Below are 16025 nucleotides of genomic sequence, written 5' to 3'. Positions count from 1 at the left end.
GAAGCAGGAGTCGGTAATGAGCTATCAGCACCAGTATGTCGACGGTACCCGTATTCATTTCCCGGTAGGGAAAGTGGTGTGCATTGGCCGTAACTACGCCGAACATGCCAAGGAACTGGATAACCCGGTGCCCACCGAACCGTTGCTGTTCATCAAGCCCGGCAGTTGCGTGGTACCCCTGGAAGGCGGTTTCAGCATTCCGACCGAGCGCGGGTCGGTGCATTACGAGGCGGAAATCGCCGTGCTGATCGGCAAGCCATTGTCGACCCGTCCGAGCGTCGAAGAAGTGCTGGACGCCATCTCCGGCTTCGCCCCGGCCCTGGACCTGACCCTGCGGGACAAGCAGGCCGAACTCAAGGCCAAGGGCCTGCCCTGGGAAGTGGCCAAGTCCTTCGACGGCGCGGCGGTAATCGCACCGTTCGTGTCCAACGGCACCTTTGCCGACCTGGCGGACATCCCCGTTCGCCTGACCATCAACGGCGAAGTGCGCCAGGACGGTAACAGCAGCCTGATGCTCAACCCTATCGTGCCGATGATCCAGTACATGGCGGGCTGCTTCTCGCTGCAGGCCGGCGACGTGATCCTCACCGGCACCCCGGCGGGCGTCGGGCCGCTGAATGTGGGCGATGAGCTGGTACTGGAGTTGCCAGGGGCGAGCCGCTTCGAAAGCAGCGTTCGTTAACCGCCCTGTGGGAGCGAGCTTGCTCGCGATAGCGGTGTGCCAGCCAACATCGATGTCGAATGTGATGGCCTCATCGCGAGCAAGCTCGCTCCCACAGGATATGGATCCTGCCTCGCCATTTACCGTTTTTTTCACATGCCATCCGGATAATTCCGGGGAATGCGGCATCTGAGCCAGCCATTCCCCTAGCCGAATTCTCTGGAACGCATTCCCCGATGGCCAAGCCCCAAGCACTGCCCCCCGCCAACCCCGCCCGCTCTCGCTTCGCCCTGCCCTGGTACGCCTGGACGCTGCTAGCGGTGGCTGCTGCCTATGGCCTGGCGTTTGCGATGCATTGGGATGATCGCGGCCTGCTCTGGCTGTCGGAACGCTTCCAGAGCCCGGCCCAGCGCCAAGAGAGCGTCTGGCTGCCGAACTACCGCGCCGTCATCGACGCCAAGCCGCTGCCAGGCCTGGAGAAGGATGAAGCGTCCGATGTGACCTACAACCCGCAGACCAAAACCCTGTTCGCCGTCATGGGCAAAAACCCGTTTCTGGCGGAGCTGAGCTTGCAGGGCGACGTACTGCGCAAGATGCCTTTGGTGGGCTGGAGCAATCCCGAAGGCGTTTCCTACATGGAAAACGGCCTGTTGGCCATAACCGATGAGCGAAAGCACACGCTGTCGATCGTCCAGATAGATGCCCATACCCGCGAACTGAACAAAGCCGATTTCCCTCACTACGATCTCGGACCTTCAAAAAACCAGAACAAGGGCTTCGAAGGCATCGCCTGGGACCCGAGCAACCAGCAACTGGTACTTGGCGAAGAACGCCCGCCGGCGCTGTTCACCTGGAAAAGCGACGGCAGCCAGTTGCTTAACGGCGACAAGCAGATCCATATCAGCAATAAACTGGACCTGCGCAATCTCTCGGCACTGGCCATCGACCCGCGCACCGATCATCTTCTGGTGCTGTCGGCCGACTCCCATCTGCTGCTGGAGCTGGATGAAAAAGGCGAGCAGGTCAGCTTCATGACGTTGCTCGGAGGCTTCAACGGCCTGAAAGACACGATCCCCCGTGCCGAAGGCGTTACCGTTGATGAGGCTGGCAATATCTATATGGTCAGTGAACCAAACCTGTTCTACCGCTTCGAAAAACAACGCTGATAACACCAGTTTTGTAGGACAACTCCTCCTTCGTTGTAGGGTGTGGCACACAGCCATTAAGCTTCAGTTCAGGCAGCCGTGGTATTCCAACCACCTGTTCTTATCCGAGCTTACCCAGATGCGTCGACTCGCCCGCCCTAAGCCTTTGATCTTATTGCTACTTACGATCTCGCTAATCGCTTTGATCGCTGCTGGGCAGTACCTGCGCCTGTTCGAGCGCGCCTGGTTCAACCTCAATACCCTCTGGAAACCTACCAGCGAGCAGGTCATTGCCTTGGACCAATACCGGGTCACGGTGGAGGCGCAGACAATCGATGGCCTGAATGACGACGTTTCGGCGTTGACGTTCGATCCGATACGCAAGAGCCTGTTTACCGTCACCAACCAGAATGCCGAGCTGATCGAGTTGTCACTCGACGGCAAGATCCTGCGGCGCATCGCCTTGATCGGCTTCGGTGATCCGGAGGCGGTGGAATTCATCAGCGAAGACACCTACGTCATTACCGATGAACGCCAGCAACGGCTGATCAAGGTTCATCTCGCCGACGACACCCAATTCCTCGATGCAGCCGACGCTGAACAAATGACCCTCGGCGTGCATATGAGCAGCAACAAAGGGTTTGAAGGATTGGCCTACGATTCGGTGGGCAAGCGGCTGTTCGTGGCCAAGGAACGCGACCCGATGCTGATTTATGAAGTGCATGGGTTTCCCCACCACAATCCGGAAAAGTCCTACGCAGTTCATGTGATCAACAACCCCAAGCGCGACGCCGGGCTGTTCGTGCGCGATCTATCGAGTCTGCAATACGACGAACGCAGCGGCCATTTGCTGGCGCTGTCCGATGAGTCGAGGTTGATTATCGAGCTGGATATCGACGGCCGACCGTTGAGCACGCTGTCATTGAGCAAGGGCCGCCAAGGCTTGCAGAAAACCGTGCCCCAGGCCGAAGGACTCGCCATGGACGACGACGGCAACCTGTATGTGGTGAGCGAGCCGAATCTGTTCTACGTATTCAAGAAACCGCAGCCTTGATCTGCTGATCCTGGCCTGACGCAGGCCCCCTGTGGGAGCGGGCTTGCTCGCGAAAGCGGTGCCGCAGCCAACATCGATGTTGAATGTGATGGCCTCTTCGCGAGCAAGCCCGCTCCCACAGGGTTCGAGTGCAGCTCAATAATTTGGTTAGCTTCGGCTCAGGGTCTTCACCCCTTCAGAAGTCCCCAACAACAGCACATCCGCCGGCCGGGCCGCGAACAGACCGTTGGTGACCACGCCAACGATGGCGTTGATCTGGGTTTCCAGTTCCACCGGGTTGGTGATCTGCAGGTTGTACACATCCAGGATGATATTGCCGTTATCGGTCAGCACGCCTTCGCGATACACCGGGTCGCCGCCCAGCTTCACCAATTGACGGGCCACATGGCTGCGGGCCATCGGGATGACTTCCACCGGTAACGGAAACGCACCGAGCACCGACACCAGTTTGCTGGCGTCGGCGATGCAGATGAAGGTCTTGGCCACGGCCGCGACGATCTTCTCGCGAGTCAGGGCCGCGCCGCCGCCCTTGATCAGGTTCAGATGCGCATCGCTTTCATCGGCACCATCGATGTAGAACTCCAGGTCGCTCACAGTGTTGAGCTCGTACACCGGGATCCCGTGGCCCTTCAGGCGTGCGGCGGTGGCTTCGGAGCTGGCGACCGCGCCGTCGAATGCGCCTTTGTGTTGCGCCAGCGCGTCGATGAAGCAATTGGCCGTAGAGCCGGTGCCAACCCCGACAATGCTCTTGTCATCCAGCTTCGGGAGGATGAGGTCGACAGCGGCCTGGGCCACGGCCTGTTTGAGTTGATCCTGGGTCATGCGGGCTCCGAAAGCGGGCAGGGAGTAAAGAGGGGCGCGAGTATAACCCAACAAAACCTTGGGATTCGTGTGGTCGCCCAGCCAAAAGCCGGGTTAGACTCCTTGGCCCTGCCCAACCCGCTCAGTGATGCTTTCCGATGCTTGAACAGTACGTCAAAAAGATCCTCACCTCGCGCGTTTACGACGTTGCCGTAGAAACCCCACTACAGACCGCTCGCCAGCTTTCCGAGCGGCTGGGCAACAGCATTTTGCTCAAGCGCGAAGACTTGCAGCCGGTGTTCTCGTTCAAGATTCGCGGGGCCTACAACAAGCTGACACAACTCAGCGACGAAGAGCGTGCACGCGGCGTGGTCACCGCATCGGCAGGCAACCATGCCCAGGGCCTGGCCCTGGCGGCCAAGGTGCTGGGCGTCAAAGCCACCATCGTGATGCCCAAGACCACCCCGGAAATCAAGGTCGAAGGCGTGCGCTCCCGTGGCGGCAAAGTGGTGCTGCATGGCGATTCGTTCCCCGAAGCCCTGGCCTATTCGCTGAAACTGGTCGACGAAAAGGGCTACGTCTACATCCACCCGTATGACGACCCCCACACCATTGCCGGGCAGGGCACGGTGGCGATGGAAATCCTGCGCCAGCACCCGGGGCGCCTGGATGCGATTTTCGTCCCGGTTGGCGGCGGCGGGCTGATTGCCGGGATCGCGGCCTACGTGAAATACCTGCGCCCGGAGATCAAGATCATCGGCGTCGAACCGGACGATTCCAACTGCCTGCAAGCGGCCATGGCCGCCGGTGAGCGAGTGGTACTGCCCACCGTGGGCTTGTTTGCCGACGGCGTGGCCGTGGCGCAGATCGGCCAGCACACCTTTGATATCTGCAAGCACTATGTGGATGAAGTGATCACCGTCAGTACCGACGAAATCTGTGCAGCGATCAAGGATATCTACGACGATACCCGCTCGATCACCGAACCTGCCGGTGCCTTGGGCGTGGCCGGGATCAAAAAATATGTAGAGTCGCGGGGCATCAGCGGACAGACCCTGGTGGCCATTGATTCCGGCGCCAACGTCAACTTCGATCGCTTGCGCCACGTGGCCGAGCGCGCCGAACTGGGCGAAGGCCGCGAGGCGATCATCGCGGTGACCATTCCCGAGAAACCGGGCAGCTTCAAGGCGTTCTGCGAAGCCATTGGCAAGCGCCAGATCACCGAGTTCAACTATCGCTACAACACCGGCAGCGAAGCACACATCTTTGTTGGCGTGCAGACGCACCCGGAAAACGATCCGCGCAGCGCGCTGATCGCCAGCCTGACCGCGCAAGGCTTCCCGGTACTGGACTTGACCGACAACGAGCTGGCCAAGCTGCACATCCGCCACATGGTGGGCGGGCATGCGGCCCACGTCATCGACGAAGTGGTGCTGCGCTTCGAATTCCCGGAACGCCCGGGGGCGCTGTTCAACTTCCTCAACAAGCTGGGTGGGCGCTGGAATATCTCGATGTTCCACTACCGCAACCATGGCGCAGCGGATGGCCGTGTGGTCGCGGGGCTGCAAGTGCCCCACGATGAACGCCATCTGGTACCGGCAGCCTTGGAGGAAATCGGCTATCCCTACTGGGACGAAAGCGATAACCCGGCGTATCAGCTGTTCCTGGGCTAAGAAAGTCGAGGCTAGACTGCTGGGCAAGACTTAAGGAAATCGAACGATGGAAACGTTAACCGCACTGAAACTCGCTCACGTCGTCGCGACGGCGTTGCTGTTGGCGGGCGCCCTGGGGCTGGCCATCTGGGTCTGGCGCACGCGCCGCAACGGCGATGCCACGGCGGCGGCTCGCATGCTGCAACGCCCTCGGCTGTTTGTCTGGCTGGTGATGATCCTTGCACTGGCGAGCCTGCCCTTCACGGGGTGGTGGATGGTCCATCAGGTCGGCTGGCCACTGGGGCAGACCTGGCTGCTGGCTTCCAGCGTGCTCTACACCGTGGCGGCGCTGGCAGGGTTCTGGTTGCTGGTGCGGCTGAACAAACTGCGCAAGGCGCCGGCGGCGGGCAATGGGAAATTGACCTTTGCCTTGGCGCTGTTCAGTGTTGTCTGCTTTATCGCCATTGCGGGGTTGATGGGGGCCAAGCCGGTTTAAGGCTTTAGGCCGTGCCGCCCCCATCGCGAGCAAGCTCGCTCCCACAGGGATTGTGTGAGCGCCGCAATCTCTTGTGGGAGCGAGCTTGCTCGCGATGACGATTTCAGCCGCGCAGACTGATTACCGGCCAACCCCGTTTCTGGGCCTCGGCCCGCAGATTCGGATCCGGATCCACCGCCACCGGATGCGTCACCACTTCCAGCAGCGCCAGATCGTTCATCGAATCACTGTAGAAATAGCTGCCGTCGAGCGAATGCCCGGTCTCTTCCAGCCAACGGTTCAGCCGGGTCACCTTGCCCTCGCGAAAGCACGGGACATCGGTGCTGCGACCGCTGTAGCGACCGTCGATCATTTCACATTCAGTGGCGATCAGCGTCTCCACGCCCAGGCGCTCGGCAATCGGCCCGGTGACAAAGCGGTTGGTGGCGGTGATGATCACCAGCTTGTCGCCGTCGTCACGGTGCTTTTTCAGCAATTCGATGGCCTGGGGCAGCACAATCGGCTCGATGCAGTCGCGCATGTAGTCAAGATGCCACTGTGCCAGCACGTCCATTTCGGTACGACCGAGGATTTCCAGGCAAAAATTCAGGTACTCGGCGTTGTCGAGCTTGCCGGCCAGGTAATCCTGGTAAAACTCGTCGTTGCGCGCTTTGTACGTGACGGCGTCGAGGAAACCGCGCTCACACAGGTAATCGCCCCACGCGTGATCGCTGTCGCCGCCCAGCAACGTGTTGTCCAAGTCGAATAAAGCCAGCCGCATTGCAGTTACTCGCTGAAAATTCTGAAGAAAGGCGTCCAGAATACGGACTTTTCACAAGAGTGCACATAAGGTGGGCAGGCTCGTTGCTGCTTTCACAACCTTTGTGGAACAATGCGGCGACATGCGTTTGCGAGGTTCTTGCCGTGATCGATCCCGATGGTTTCCGCCCCAATGTGGGGATCATTCTTACGAATGATGCAGGGCAGGTGCTATGGGCTCGCCGTATCAATCAAGACGCCTGGCAGTTTCCCCAGGGCGGGATCAACCCCCAGGAGACGCCGGAAGAGGCCTTGTACCGCGAGTTGAACGAAGAAGTGGGGCTTGAGCGAGAAGATGTCGAAATACTCGCCTGCACCCGCGGCTGGTTGCGCTATCGTTTGCCGCAACGCCTGGTCCGCACGCACAGCCAACCGCTGTGCATCGGCCAGAAGCAGAAATGGTTTCTCCTGCGCCTGATCTCCAACGAGCAGCGGGTGCGGATGGATTTGACCGGTAAACCGGAGTTCGATGGCTGGCGCTGGGTCAGCTATTGGTATCCGTTGGGCCAGGTGGTGACATTCAAGCGCGAAGTGTATCGACGCGCTCTCAAAGAGCTTGCCCCGCGCCTGCTGACGCGCGACTGACGACGGAGTTCGACCCCGAGCCATGCTCAATACGCTGCGCAAGATCGTCCAGGAAGTTAACTCCGCCAAGGATCTCAAGGCGGCGTTGGGGATTATTGTGTTGCGCGTCAAAGAGGCCATGGGCAGCCAGGTCTGCTCGGTCTACCTGCTGGACCCCGAGACCAACCGTTTCGTGCTGATGGCCACCGAGGGCTTGAACAAGCGCTCGATCGGCAAGGTCAGCATGGCGCCCAATGAAGGTCTGGTCGGCCTGGTCGGCACGCGCGAAGAACCCCTGAACCTCGAAAACGCCGCGGATCACCCGCGCTACCGCTACTTCGCCGAAACGGGCGAGGAACGCTACGCCTCATTCCTCGGGGCACCGATCATCCACCACCGCCGCGTTGTCGGCGTGTTGGTCATCCAGCAAAAAGAGCGCCGCCAGTTCGACGAGGGGGAAGAAGCCTTCCTCGTGACCATGAGCGCGCAACTGGCCGGGGTTATCGCCCACGCCGAGGCCACCGGCTCGATCAGCGGCCTGGGGCGCCAGGGCAAGGGCATCCAGGAAGCCAAGTTCGTTGGCGTGCCAGGCTCACCGGGCGCAGCAGTGGGTACGGCGGTGGTCATGTTGCCACCCGCCGACCTCGACGTGGTTCCGGACAAGACCATCACCGACATCAACGCCGAGCTGGGGCTGTTCAAGACCGCCATCGAAGGTGTGCGCGCCGACATGCGCGCCCTGTCGGCCAAGCTGGCGACGCAGCTGCGCCCTGAAGAGCGTGCGCTGTTCGACGTCTACCTGATGATGCTCGACGACGCCTCCCTGGGCAGCGAAGTGACCACGGTCATCAAGACCGGCCAATGGGCCCAGGGTGCGTTGCGCCAGGTGGTGACCGACCACGTCAACCGTTTCGAACTGATGGACGACGCCTACCTGCGCGAGCGCGCCTCCGACGTCAAGGACCTCGGCCGCCGGCTGCTGGCGTACTTGCAGCAGGAGCGCCAGCAGACCCTGGTCTACCCCGAGAACACCATCCTGGTCAGCGAGGAACTGACGCCGGCCATGCTCGGCGAAGTGCCCGAAGGCAAGCTGGCGGGGCTGGTCTCGGTATTGGGTTCGGGCAACTCCCACGTGGCGATCCTGGCCCGGGCCATGGGCATCCCGACGGTGATGGGCCTGGTGGACCTGCCGTACTCCAAGGTTGACGGCATCCAGATGATCGTCGACGGCTACCACGGCGAGGTCTACACCAACCCCAGCGAAGTACTGCGCAAGCAGTTCGCCGATGTGGTGGAGGAAGAGAAACAACTGTCCCTGGGCCTGGACGCGCTGCGGGACCTGCCTTGCGTGACCCTCGACGGCCACCGCATGCCACTGTGGGTCAACACCGGCCTGCTGGCCGACGTCGCCCGGGCGCAGAAACGTGGCGCCGAGGGCGTGGGCCTGTACCGCACCGAAGTGCCGTTCATGATCAACCAGCGCTTCCCCAGCGAAAAGGAACAGCTGGCGATCTACCGCGAACAGCTGGCCGCGTTCCACCCGCAACCGGTGACCATGCGCAGCCTGGACATCGGCGGCGACAAGTCCCTGTCCTACTTCCCGATCAAGGAAGACAACCCGTTCCTCGGCTGGCGTGGCATTCGCGTGACCCTCGACCACCCGGAAATCTTCCTGGTCCAGGCCCGCGCCATGCTCAAGGCCAGCGAAGGCCTGAATAACCTGCGCATCCTGTTGCCGATGATCTCCGGCACCCATGAACTGGAAGAAGCCCTGCACCTGATCCACCGGGCCTGGGGCGAAGTGCGCGACGAAGGCACCGACGTGCCGATGCCGCCAGTGGGCGTGATGATCGAGATTCCGGCGGCGGTGTACCAAACCAAGGAACTGGCACGGCAGGTGGACTTCCTGTCGGTGGGCTCCAACGACCTGACCCAATACCTGTTGGCCGTGGACCGCAACAACCCACGGGTCGCCGATCTGTACGACTACCTGCATCCGGCGGTGCTGCAAGCCTTGCAGAATGTGGTGCGTGACGCCCATGCCGAAGGCAAGCCGGTGAGCATCTGTGGCGAAATGGCCGGTGACCCGGCAGCGGCGGTGCTGCTGATGGCGATGGGTTTTGACAGCCTGTCGATGAACGCCACCAACCTGCCGAAAGTGAAGTGGATGCTGCGCCAGATCAACCTCAGCAAGGCCCAGGAGTTGCTGGCCGAGGTGATGACCATCGACAACCCGCAAGTGATCCACAGCTCCTTGCAGCTGGCGCTGAAGAACCTTGGGCTGGCGCGGATGATCAATCCGGCTTCGAACAAGACGCTCTGAACCTGCGGCGCCTCTATCGCGAGCTTGCTCGCGATAGGGCCAGACCTGATATCACAAAAGCTAGATCCTGACCTCCACCTCCCCCAAATGCCCTCCAAGGGGCCCGAAGCTGCGCTCGACCATATGCCGACTCCCATCGGCATGGATAATCAGCGCCGTACTCGCCCGCGTCCCATAAGCCGGGCTGGCAATGAACACACTCGACAGCAACATCTCGGTCGCCAGCCCCACGCCCGTATCCGGCAGTTCAGCCACCGGAGCAGGCTGCGGGTCGTTCAGCAGCGCCAACAGGGCCTCGGGCTGCGGATCGTCCAGCACCTCGGCCAGTGCGGCCCGGGCCTTGAGCACCTTGGGCCATGGCGTGTTCAGCCCCGCGTTCGACAAGCCATAGATACCCTCAGCCAGGCGCTGTGGCTGGGTATCGCGAGCGTTGAAGTGCCACAGCTCAGTGCCATCGCCGAGCAGCAGGTTGAACCCGCCAAACTCACCGGCACGGGGCACGATTTCGCTCAAATACTCGGCAATCGGCAGATTCCCGGTCAGGAACCGCGCCACCAGTTCGCCTCGCGACTTGAACGCCGGGAGCTGGCCCGGATCGCGGATATTGGTCAGGGCGGCAAAGCGACCATCGGCAGTAACGCCGAGCCAGGTACCGCCAGCTTCAAGATCGCGACCGGCATGGACCTGGGGCGCGTCTGGCCACTGGGCCAGGGGCAGGGTCGGACGCGCGTAGAACTCGTCGCGGTTGGCCGCCACGATCAGTGGCTGGGCGTGGCCGGGGCGCCAGGCAAATATGATCAGGCACATCAGGTAGTCCCGTTAGCAATGCCAGTCAGTTGAAAGAATAAGTCACTCTACCCAGACATCGCCCCCACATCCATCGCCTTCACTAGAGCCCAAGGCCAGGGATCCGGTACCATGCCGCTCTTATTTCGGGGATGGGCGGGAGACGCTGGTGGAATTTTTGCTCTATCTGCTGCTCGGCGCCTGCGCCGGTGTGCTGGCCGGGTTGTTCGGCGTGGGGGGCGGGATGATCATCGTCCCGGTGCTGGTGTTCAGTTTCACCCTGCAGGGCTTCGACCCGCAGGTGTTGACGCACCTGGCCGTCGGCACGTCCCTGGCGTCGATCATCTTCACCTCGGTGAATGCCGTGCGCGAGCACCACCGCAAAGGCGCGGTGCGCTGGCCGATTTTCGCCTGGATGACCGTGGGGATCCTGATCGGTGCCGGTTTCGGCGCGATCACCGCCGAAGCGATTTCCGGCCCGCACCTGCAAAAGATCATTGGCGTGTTTGCCATGATCGTCTCCGTGCAACTGGCCCTGGATTTCAAGCCCAAGGCCAGCCGCACGGTGCCGGGCAAGGCCGCATTGACCGTGGCCGGCACGGTGATCGGCTGGGCCTCGGCGATTTTCGGCATTGGCGGCGGTTCGCTGACCGTGCCGTTCCTGACTTGGCGCAGCGTGCCAATGCAGCAGGCGGTGGCGACTTCATCAGCCTGCGGTTTGCCGATCGCCCTGGCCAGCGCTTTAAGTTTCATGATTCTGGGCTGGCAAGATCCGCTGTTGCCGGCCCATAGTCTCGGTTTTGTGTATTTGCCGGCGTTGTTGGGCATCGCCCTGACGAGCATGGTCTTCGCCCGTTTCGGTGCTCGACTGGCTCATCGCCTGTCGCCGCGCTTGCTCAAACGGCTGTTCGCCGCTTTGCTGTTCTGCGTAGGCTTAAGTTTCCTGTTCTGACGCAATCCTGGCTTAATCCCGAGGTGGCAGTGTCGCCCGGGTATTTTTGACGTTTACGAGGAATATCAATGCTGCCTTACCCGCAGATCGATCCGGTAGCCCTGGCCATCGGCCCGCTGAAAATCCACTGGTACGGCTTGATGTACCTGATCGGTATCGGCGGCGCCTGGCTGCTGGCGTCGCGCCGGCTCAACCGTTTCGACCCGACCTGGAACAAGGAAAAGCTCTCCGACCTGGTGTTCTGGCTATCCATGGGCGTGATCGTCGGTGGCCGCCTGGGTTACGTATTGTTCTACGACCTGAGCGCGTACCTGGCCAACCCGACGCTGATCTTCGAGGTCTGGAAGGGCGGTATGTCGTTCCACGGCGGGTTCATCGGCGTGATGCTGGCAGCACTGTGGTTCGGCAAGCGCAACAACAAGTCGTTTTTCCAGCTGATGGACTTCGTCGCGCCGATGGTGCCAATCGGCCTGGGCGCCGGGCGCATCGGCAACTTCATCAACGCCGAATTGTGGGGCAAGCCGACCGACGTGCCATGGGCGATGATCTTCCCGCCGTTCAGCGACCCGGCGCAATTGCCGCGCCACCCGTCGCAGCTTTATCAGTTCGCCCTCGAAGGCGTGGCACTATTCCTGATTCTCTGGCTGTTCTCGCGCAAGCCGCGGCCAACCATGGCGGTGTCGGGCATGTTTGCCCTTTTTTATGGCATCTTCCGCTTCGTCGTCGAATTCGTCCGCGTACCGGATGCCCAGCTCGGCTACCTGGCGTGGAACTGGCTGACCATGGGCCAGTTGCTGTGCCTGCCGATGATCATCGGTGGCCTGGCGCTGATCTGGCTGGCTTATCATCGTGCGCCGGCTGCGGCAGCCAAGGTTTAAATTCGAAGCCCAGAGCACCGCTCCGGACTCAAGGACACAGGTAACACATGAAGCAATATCTCGATCTGGTGGCCAATGTCATCGAGCACGGCACCCGACAAGCCAACCGCACGGGTGTCAACACCATCAGCCTCCCCGGCGCTATGCTGCGCTATGACTTGAAGAATGGCTTCCCGGCCATTACCACCCGCAAGCTGGCCTTCAAATCGGCCATCGGCGAGATGTGCGGCTTCCTGCGCGGCGTGAACAACGCCGCCGAATTCCGCGCCCTGGGCTGCAAGGTCTGGGACCAGAACGCCAACGAAAACGCCCAGTGGCTGGCCAACCCGTTCCGCCAGGGCGAAGACGACTTGGGCGAGATCTACGGCGTGCAATGGCGCAAATGGCCGGCCTACAAGCAGATTCCCCTGAACAACCCGGCGGCCATCGAACAGACCCTGGCCCAGGGCTATCGGCAGATCGCCGAAGGCGAAGAAAACGACCAGGCCTACGTGGTGCTGTACAAGGCCATCGACCAGGTGCGCCAGTGCGTCGACACCATCATCAAGGATCCGGGTAGTCGCCGTATCCTGTTCCACGGCTGGAACTGCGCCCAACTCGATGAAATGGCCCTGCCGCCGTGCCATCTGCTTTACCAGTTCCACCCGAATGTCGAGACCCAGGAGATTTCCCTGACCCTCTACATCCGCTCCAACGACCTGGGCCTGGGCACGCCGTTCAATCTCACTGAAGGCGCCGCGCTGCTGAGCCTGATCGGTCGCCTGACCGGCTACACGCCGCGCTGGTTCACCTATTTCATCGGCGATGCCCACGTCTACGAAAACCACTTGGACATGCTCAAGGAACAGCTCAAGCGCGAGCCATTCCCGATGCCGAAACTGGTGATTTCCGAGCGTGTGCCGGAGTTCGCCAAGACCGGTGTGTACCAGCCTGAATGGCTGGAGCTGGTGGAACCGGGCGACTTCTCCCTCGAAGGCTACCAGCACCACGCGCCGATGACCGCGCCGATGGCGGTCTAAAAGCCCCCCATCAGACTATTGTGGGAGCGGGCTTGCTCGCGAAGAGGCAGTGTCAGGCAGCATCACTTTGCCTGACACACCGCCTTCGCGAGCAAGCCCGCTCCCACATTGGATTTCCATCTATTTCAAGATCGGCTTAATGCCCGTGGCTGCGCCCCACATGTGAATGCTCCACCTCCGGCGCCACCGCCCCGCTCACCTCCAGGCGCTGCAAGATCCCGCATTGATCCAGGTCCGGCCCTTCGCTGCAGCGATGGCGCAGGTCGATCAGTTGTGCCTGCAGGGCCAGCAGGCCGTCGATGCGGGCCTTGACGTGGTAGATGTGCTCGTCGATCAGCGCGTTGACGCTTTCGCACTGGTCCTGGGGACTGTCGCGCAAGGTCAGGAGGCTGCGGATCTCCTCCAGGGTCATGTCCAGGGTGCGGCAGTTGCGAATAAAGGTCAGTCGCTCGGCATGAGCCTGGGTGTAGACGCGGTAATTGCCGTCACTGCGGGCCGGTTCCGGCAACAGGCCTTCGCGTTCGTAATAGCGGATGGTTTCGACCTGGCAGTCGGTGATCTTTGCCAGTTCTCCAATCTTCATGGCGTTGCCTCCCAAATAGGTGCTTGACCCTATAGTGGCTACAGGGTCTTTACTGTGCAACAGGCACTTTTCACGGACGTAACCCGATGAGCGATTCCATTCATACCCACAAGCCGGACCACGGCCATGACCACGGGCACTCCTGCTGCGCCTCGAAAGCAGCCCCGTCGCAGGTCATCCTCGGCAAAGCGCCGACGGACGGTGCACGGCTAAGCAGTTTTCGCATCGAAGCCATGGACTGCCCCACTGAACAAACGCTGATCCAGAACAAGCTCGGCAAGCTCGAAGGCGTGCAGCAACTGGAATTCAACCTGATCAACCGCATACTGGGCGTGACCCACGATCTGCCCAGCGACGGGCCGATCATCAGTGCGATCCAATCCCTGGGCATGCAGGCCGAGCCGTTGACGCCCGGCCAGGAGAAAGCAACCAACACCCCACCCGCTCCGGCCAAGCCTTGGTGGCCGTTGGCGCTGTCCGGTGTCACCGCCCTGGGTGCCGAGCTGATCCACTTCACCAACGCCGCGCCCAATTGGGTGGTTGCGCTGGTGGCATTGGTGTCGATCCTCAGCGGCGGCCTGGGTACCTACAAGAAGGGCTGGATCGCCCTGAAAAACCGCAACCTGAACATCAACGCGCTGATGAGCATCGCGGTGACCGGTGCAGTACTGATCGGCCAATGGCCGGAAGCAGCGATGGTGATGTTCCTGTTCACCGTGGCGGAGCTGATCGAAGCCAAATCCCTGGATCGGGCGCGCAACGCCATCAGCGGCCTGATGCAGATGGCCCCGGAACAGGCCACCGTACAACAGGCCGATGGCACCTGGCGGGCCCAGGATGTCAAGACCGTCACCCTCGGCGCGCGGGTGCGGGTGCGCCCCGGCGAGCGCGTTGGCTTGGACGGCGACGTGGTCGCCGGCCGTTCGACCATTGACCAGGCACCGATCACTGGCGAGAGCCTGCCGGTGGAAAAAACCATCGGCGACAAGGTGTTTGCCGGCACCATCAACCAGGCCGGTGAATTGGAATTCAGCGTGACCGCGGCGGCCGATCACTCCACCCTGGCGCGGATCATCCACGCTGTGGAACAGGCCCAGGGCTCCCGCGCACCGACCCAGCGCTTCGTCGATCAGTTTTCGAAAGTCTACACCCCGGCCGTATTTGTCCTGGCCCTGGCCGTGGCCGTTATCCCACCGCTGTTCATGGGGGCGACGTGGTTCGACTGGATCTACCGGGCACTGGTGCTGTTGGTGGTGGCGTGCCCTTGCGCACTGGTGATTTCCACCCCGGTGACCATCGTCAGCGGCCTTGCCGCAGCGGCGCGCAAAGGCATTCTGGTCAAGGGCGGCGTGTACCTGGAGGGTGGCTACAAGCTCGACTACCTGGCCCTGGACAAGACCGGCACGATCACCCACGGCAAACCGGTGCAAACCGACTACGTGGCACTGGACCCGACCGTGGAGAGCAGCGCCCCGGCCCTGGCCGCCAGCCTCGCCGCCCGCTCCGACCACCCGGTATCCCGGGCGATTGCCAACGCGGCTGTGGATAAACAAGCGCCGGCGCCGCGTGTGGATAACTTCGCAGCACTCCCAGGACGAGGGGTTCGCGGCGACATCAACGGCCAGACCTATCACTTGGGCAATCACCGCCTGGTGGAAGACTTGGGCCTGTGCTCCCCCGAACTGGAAGCAAAACTCTTCGCCCTGGAAAAACAGGGCAAATCCGTGGTGCTGCTGCTCGACGCCTCGGGTCCCCTGGCGCTGTTTGCCGTGGCCGATACCGTGAAGGAATCCAGCCGCGAAGCCATCCAACAACTGCATGAGCTGGGCATCAAGACCCTGATGCTCACCGGCGACAACGCCCACACTGCCGAAGCGATTGCCGCGCAAGTGGGCATGGACCAGGCCCGCGGTGATTTGTTGCCGGAGGACAAGCTGCAAGCCATCGAAGATTTGTACACCCTGGGTCACCGCGTCGGCATGGTGGGCGACGGCATCAACGACGCACCGGCACTGGCCCGTTCGGAAATCGGCTTCGCCATGGCGGCGGCGGGTACCGACACGGCCATTGAGACTGCCGATGTCGCCTTGATGGACGATGATCTGCGCAAGATTCCGACATTCATTCGCCTGTCGCGGCAGACCTCAAGCATCCTGAAACAGAACATCGCCTTGGCGCTGGTCATCAAGGCGATTTTTCTTGGGGTGACCTTTGCCGGGCTCGCGACCATGTGGATGGCGGTGTTTGCCGACATGGGGGTGAGTTTGTTGGTGGTGTTCAATGGGTTGCGGCTGTTGCGTAAATAAGAAGTCC

The 16025-nt window shown here is 61.6% G+C and carries 15 protein-coding genes; 11 read left to right on the top strand and 4 right to left on the bottom strand.

What is annotated here, in order from left to right; translation table 11 throughout:
- Positions 1–16: 16 nt before the first annotated feature.
- The 3 genes from ACWNZ1_RS17365 (at position 17) to ACWNZ1_RS17355 (ending at position 2860) form a co-directional block, all read left to right on the top strand.
- Entirely contained in the window at positions 17–682 is a 666-nt protein-coding gene (locus ACWNZ1_RS17365) for a fumarylacetoacetate hydrolase family protein (protein WP_135843152.1), read from the top strand.
- Positions 683–897: 215 nt separating this feature from the next.
- The gene (locus tag ACWNZ1_RS17360) at positions 898–1827 is read left to right on the top strand and encodes an SdiA-regulated domain-containing protein (RefSeq protein WP_135843150.1); all 930 of its coding nucleotides are present in this window, start codon (positions 898–900) and stop codon (positions 1825–1827) included.
- Between the two features lie 118 nt (positions 1828–1945).
- The gene (locus ACWNZ1_RS17355) at positions 1946–2860 is read left to right on the top strand and encodes an SdiA-regulated domain-containing protein (RefSeq protein ID WP_135843149.1); all 915 of its coding nucleotides are present in this window, start codon (positions 1946–1948) and stop codon (positions 2858–2860) included.
- A gap of 147 nt (positions 2861–3007) precedes the next feature.
- Here the strand turns inward: ACWNZ1_RS17355 and rpiA are convergent, their stop codons facing one another.
- On the bottom strand, positions 3008–3682 hold the full coding sequence (rpiA, locus tag ACWNZ1_RS17350; RefSeq protein WP_135843148.1) for a ribose-5-phosphate isomerase RpiA: 675 nt from the start codon (positions 3680–3682) through the stop codon (positions 3008–3010).
- A 137-nt stretch (positions 3683–3819) separates the two neighbouring features.
- On the opposite strand from rpiA, the gene ilvA reads away from it, so the two are divergent.
- Positions 3820–5334, top strand: a complete 1515-nt coding sequence (gene ilvA / locus ACWNZ1_RS17345; protein WP_135843147.1) for a threonine ammonia-lyase, biosynthetic — start codon at positions 3820–3822, stop codon at positions 5332–5334.
- Positions 5335–5380: 46 nt separating this feature from the next.
- Positions 5381–5809, top strand: a complete 429-nt coding sequence (locus tag ACWNZ1_RS17340) for a DUF2269 family protein (RefSeq protein ID WP_256454048.1) — start codon at positions 5381–5383, stop codon at positions 5807–5809.
- 103 nt (positions 5810–5912) lie between these two features.
- Here ACWNZ1_RS17340 and ACWNZ1_RS17335 read toward each other — a convergent pair whose 3' ends face one another.
- The gene (locus tag ACWNZ1_RS17335) at positions 5913–6569 is read right to left on the bottom strand and encodes a histidinol-phosphatase (protein ID WP_135843145.1); all 657 of its coding nucleotides are present in this window, start codon (positions 6567–6569) and stop codon (positions 5913–5915) included.
- A 143-nt stretch (positions 6570–6712) separates the two neighbouring features.
- On the opposite strand from ACWNZ1_RS17335, the gene ACWNZ1_RS17330 reads away from it, so the two are divergent.
- Both ACWNZ1_RS17330 and ptsP read left to right on the top strand, forming a co-directional pair.
- Positions 6713–7192: an RNA pyrophosphohydrolase gene (locus ACWNZ1_RS17330; RefSeq protein ID WP_003186867.1), complete on the top strand. Its 480-nt coding sequence runs from the start codon at positions 6713–6715 to the stop codon at positions 7190–7192.
- 22 nt (positions 7193–7214) lie between these two features.
- Complete coding sequence (ptsP, locus tag ACWNZ1_RS17325; RefSeq protein WP_456027769.1) at positions 7215–9494, top strand: phosphoenolpyruvate--protein phosphotransferase; 2280 nt, start codon at positions 7215–7217, stop codon at positions 9492–9494.
- A 60-nt stretch (positions 9495–9554) separates the two neighbouring features.
- On the opposite strand, the gene ACWNZ1_RS17320 is transcribed toward ptsP, so the two are convergent.
- The gene (locus ACWNZ1_RS17320; RefSeq protein ID WP_135843143.1) at positions 9555–10301 is read right to left on the bottom strand and encodes an NRDE family protein; all 747 of its coding nucleotides are present in this window, start codon (positions 10299–10301) and stop codon (positions 9555–9557) included.
- A 148-nt stretch (positions 10302–10449) separates the two neighbouring features.
- On the opposite strand from ACWNZ1_RS17320, the gene ACWNZ1_RS17315 reads away from it, so the two are divergent.
- The 3 genes from ACWNZ1_RS17315 (at position 10450) to ACWNZ1_RS17305 (ending at position 13129) form a co-directional block, all read left to right on the top strand.
- Positions 10450–11232: a sulfite exporter TauE/SafE family protein gene (locus tag ACWNZ1_RS17315; protein ID WP_265072580.1), complete on the top strand. Its 783-nt coding sequence runs from the start codon at positions 10450–10452 to the stop codon at positions 11230–11232.
- Between the two features lie 68 nt (positions 11233–11300).
- Positions 11301–12110, top strand: coding sequence for a prolipoprotein diacylglyceryl transferase (gene lgt, locus ACWNZ1_RS17310; protein ID WP_256454047.1), 810 nt, complete (start codon positions 11301–11303; stop codon positions 12108–12110).
- 47 nt (positions 12111–12157) lie between these two features.
- Entirely contained in the window at positions 12158–13129 is a 972-nt protein-coding gene (locus ACWNZ1_RS17305) for a thymidylate synthase (protein ID WP_456027768.1), read from the top strand.
- A gap of 136 nt (positions 13130–13265) precedes the next feature.
- Here ACWNZ1_RS17305 and cadR read toward each other — a convergent pair whose 3' ends face one another.
- Positions 13266–13712: a Cd(II)/Pb(II)-responsive transcriptional regulator gene (gene cadR, locus ACWNZ1_RS17300; RefSeq protein ID WP_256454045.1), complete on the bottom strand. Its 447-nt coding sequence runs from the start codon at positions 13710–13712 to the stop codon at positions 13266–13268.
- A gap of 86 nt (positions 13713–13798) precedes the next feature.
- On the opposite strand from cadR, the gene ACWNZ1_RS17295 reads away from it, so the two are divergent.
- Positions 13799–16018 carry a heavy metal translocating P-type ATPase gene (locus ACWNZ1_RS17295; protein ID WP_256454044.1) on the top strand — a complete coding sequence of 740 codons (2220 nt, stop codon included), beginning with the start codon at positions 13799–13801 and terminating at the stop codon, positions 16016–16018.
- The last annotated feature ends 7 nt before the right edge of the window (positions 16019–16025 follow it).

The sequence above is a fragment of the Pseudomonas sp. CFBP 5748 genome, assembly GCF_053850495.1.
The sequence above is the reverse complement of the archived record's forward strand: the minus strand, read 5'-3'. Positions and strand labels throughout refer to the sequence as shown.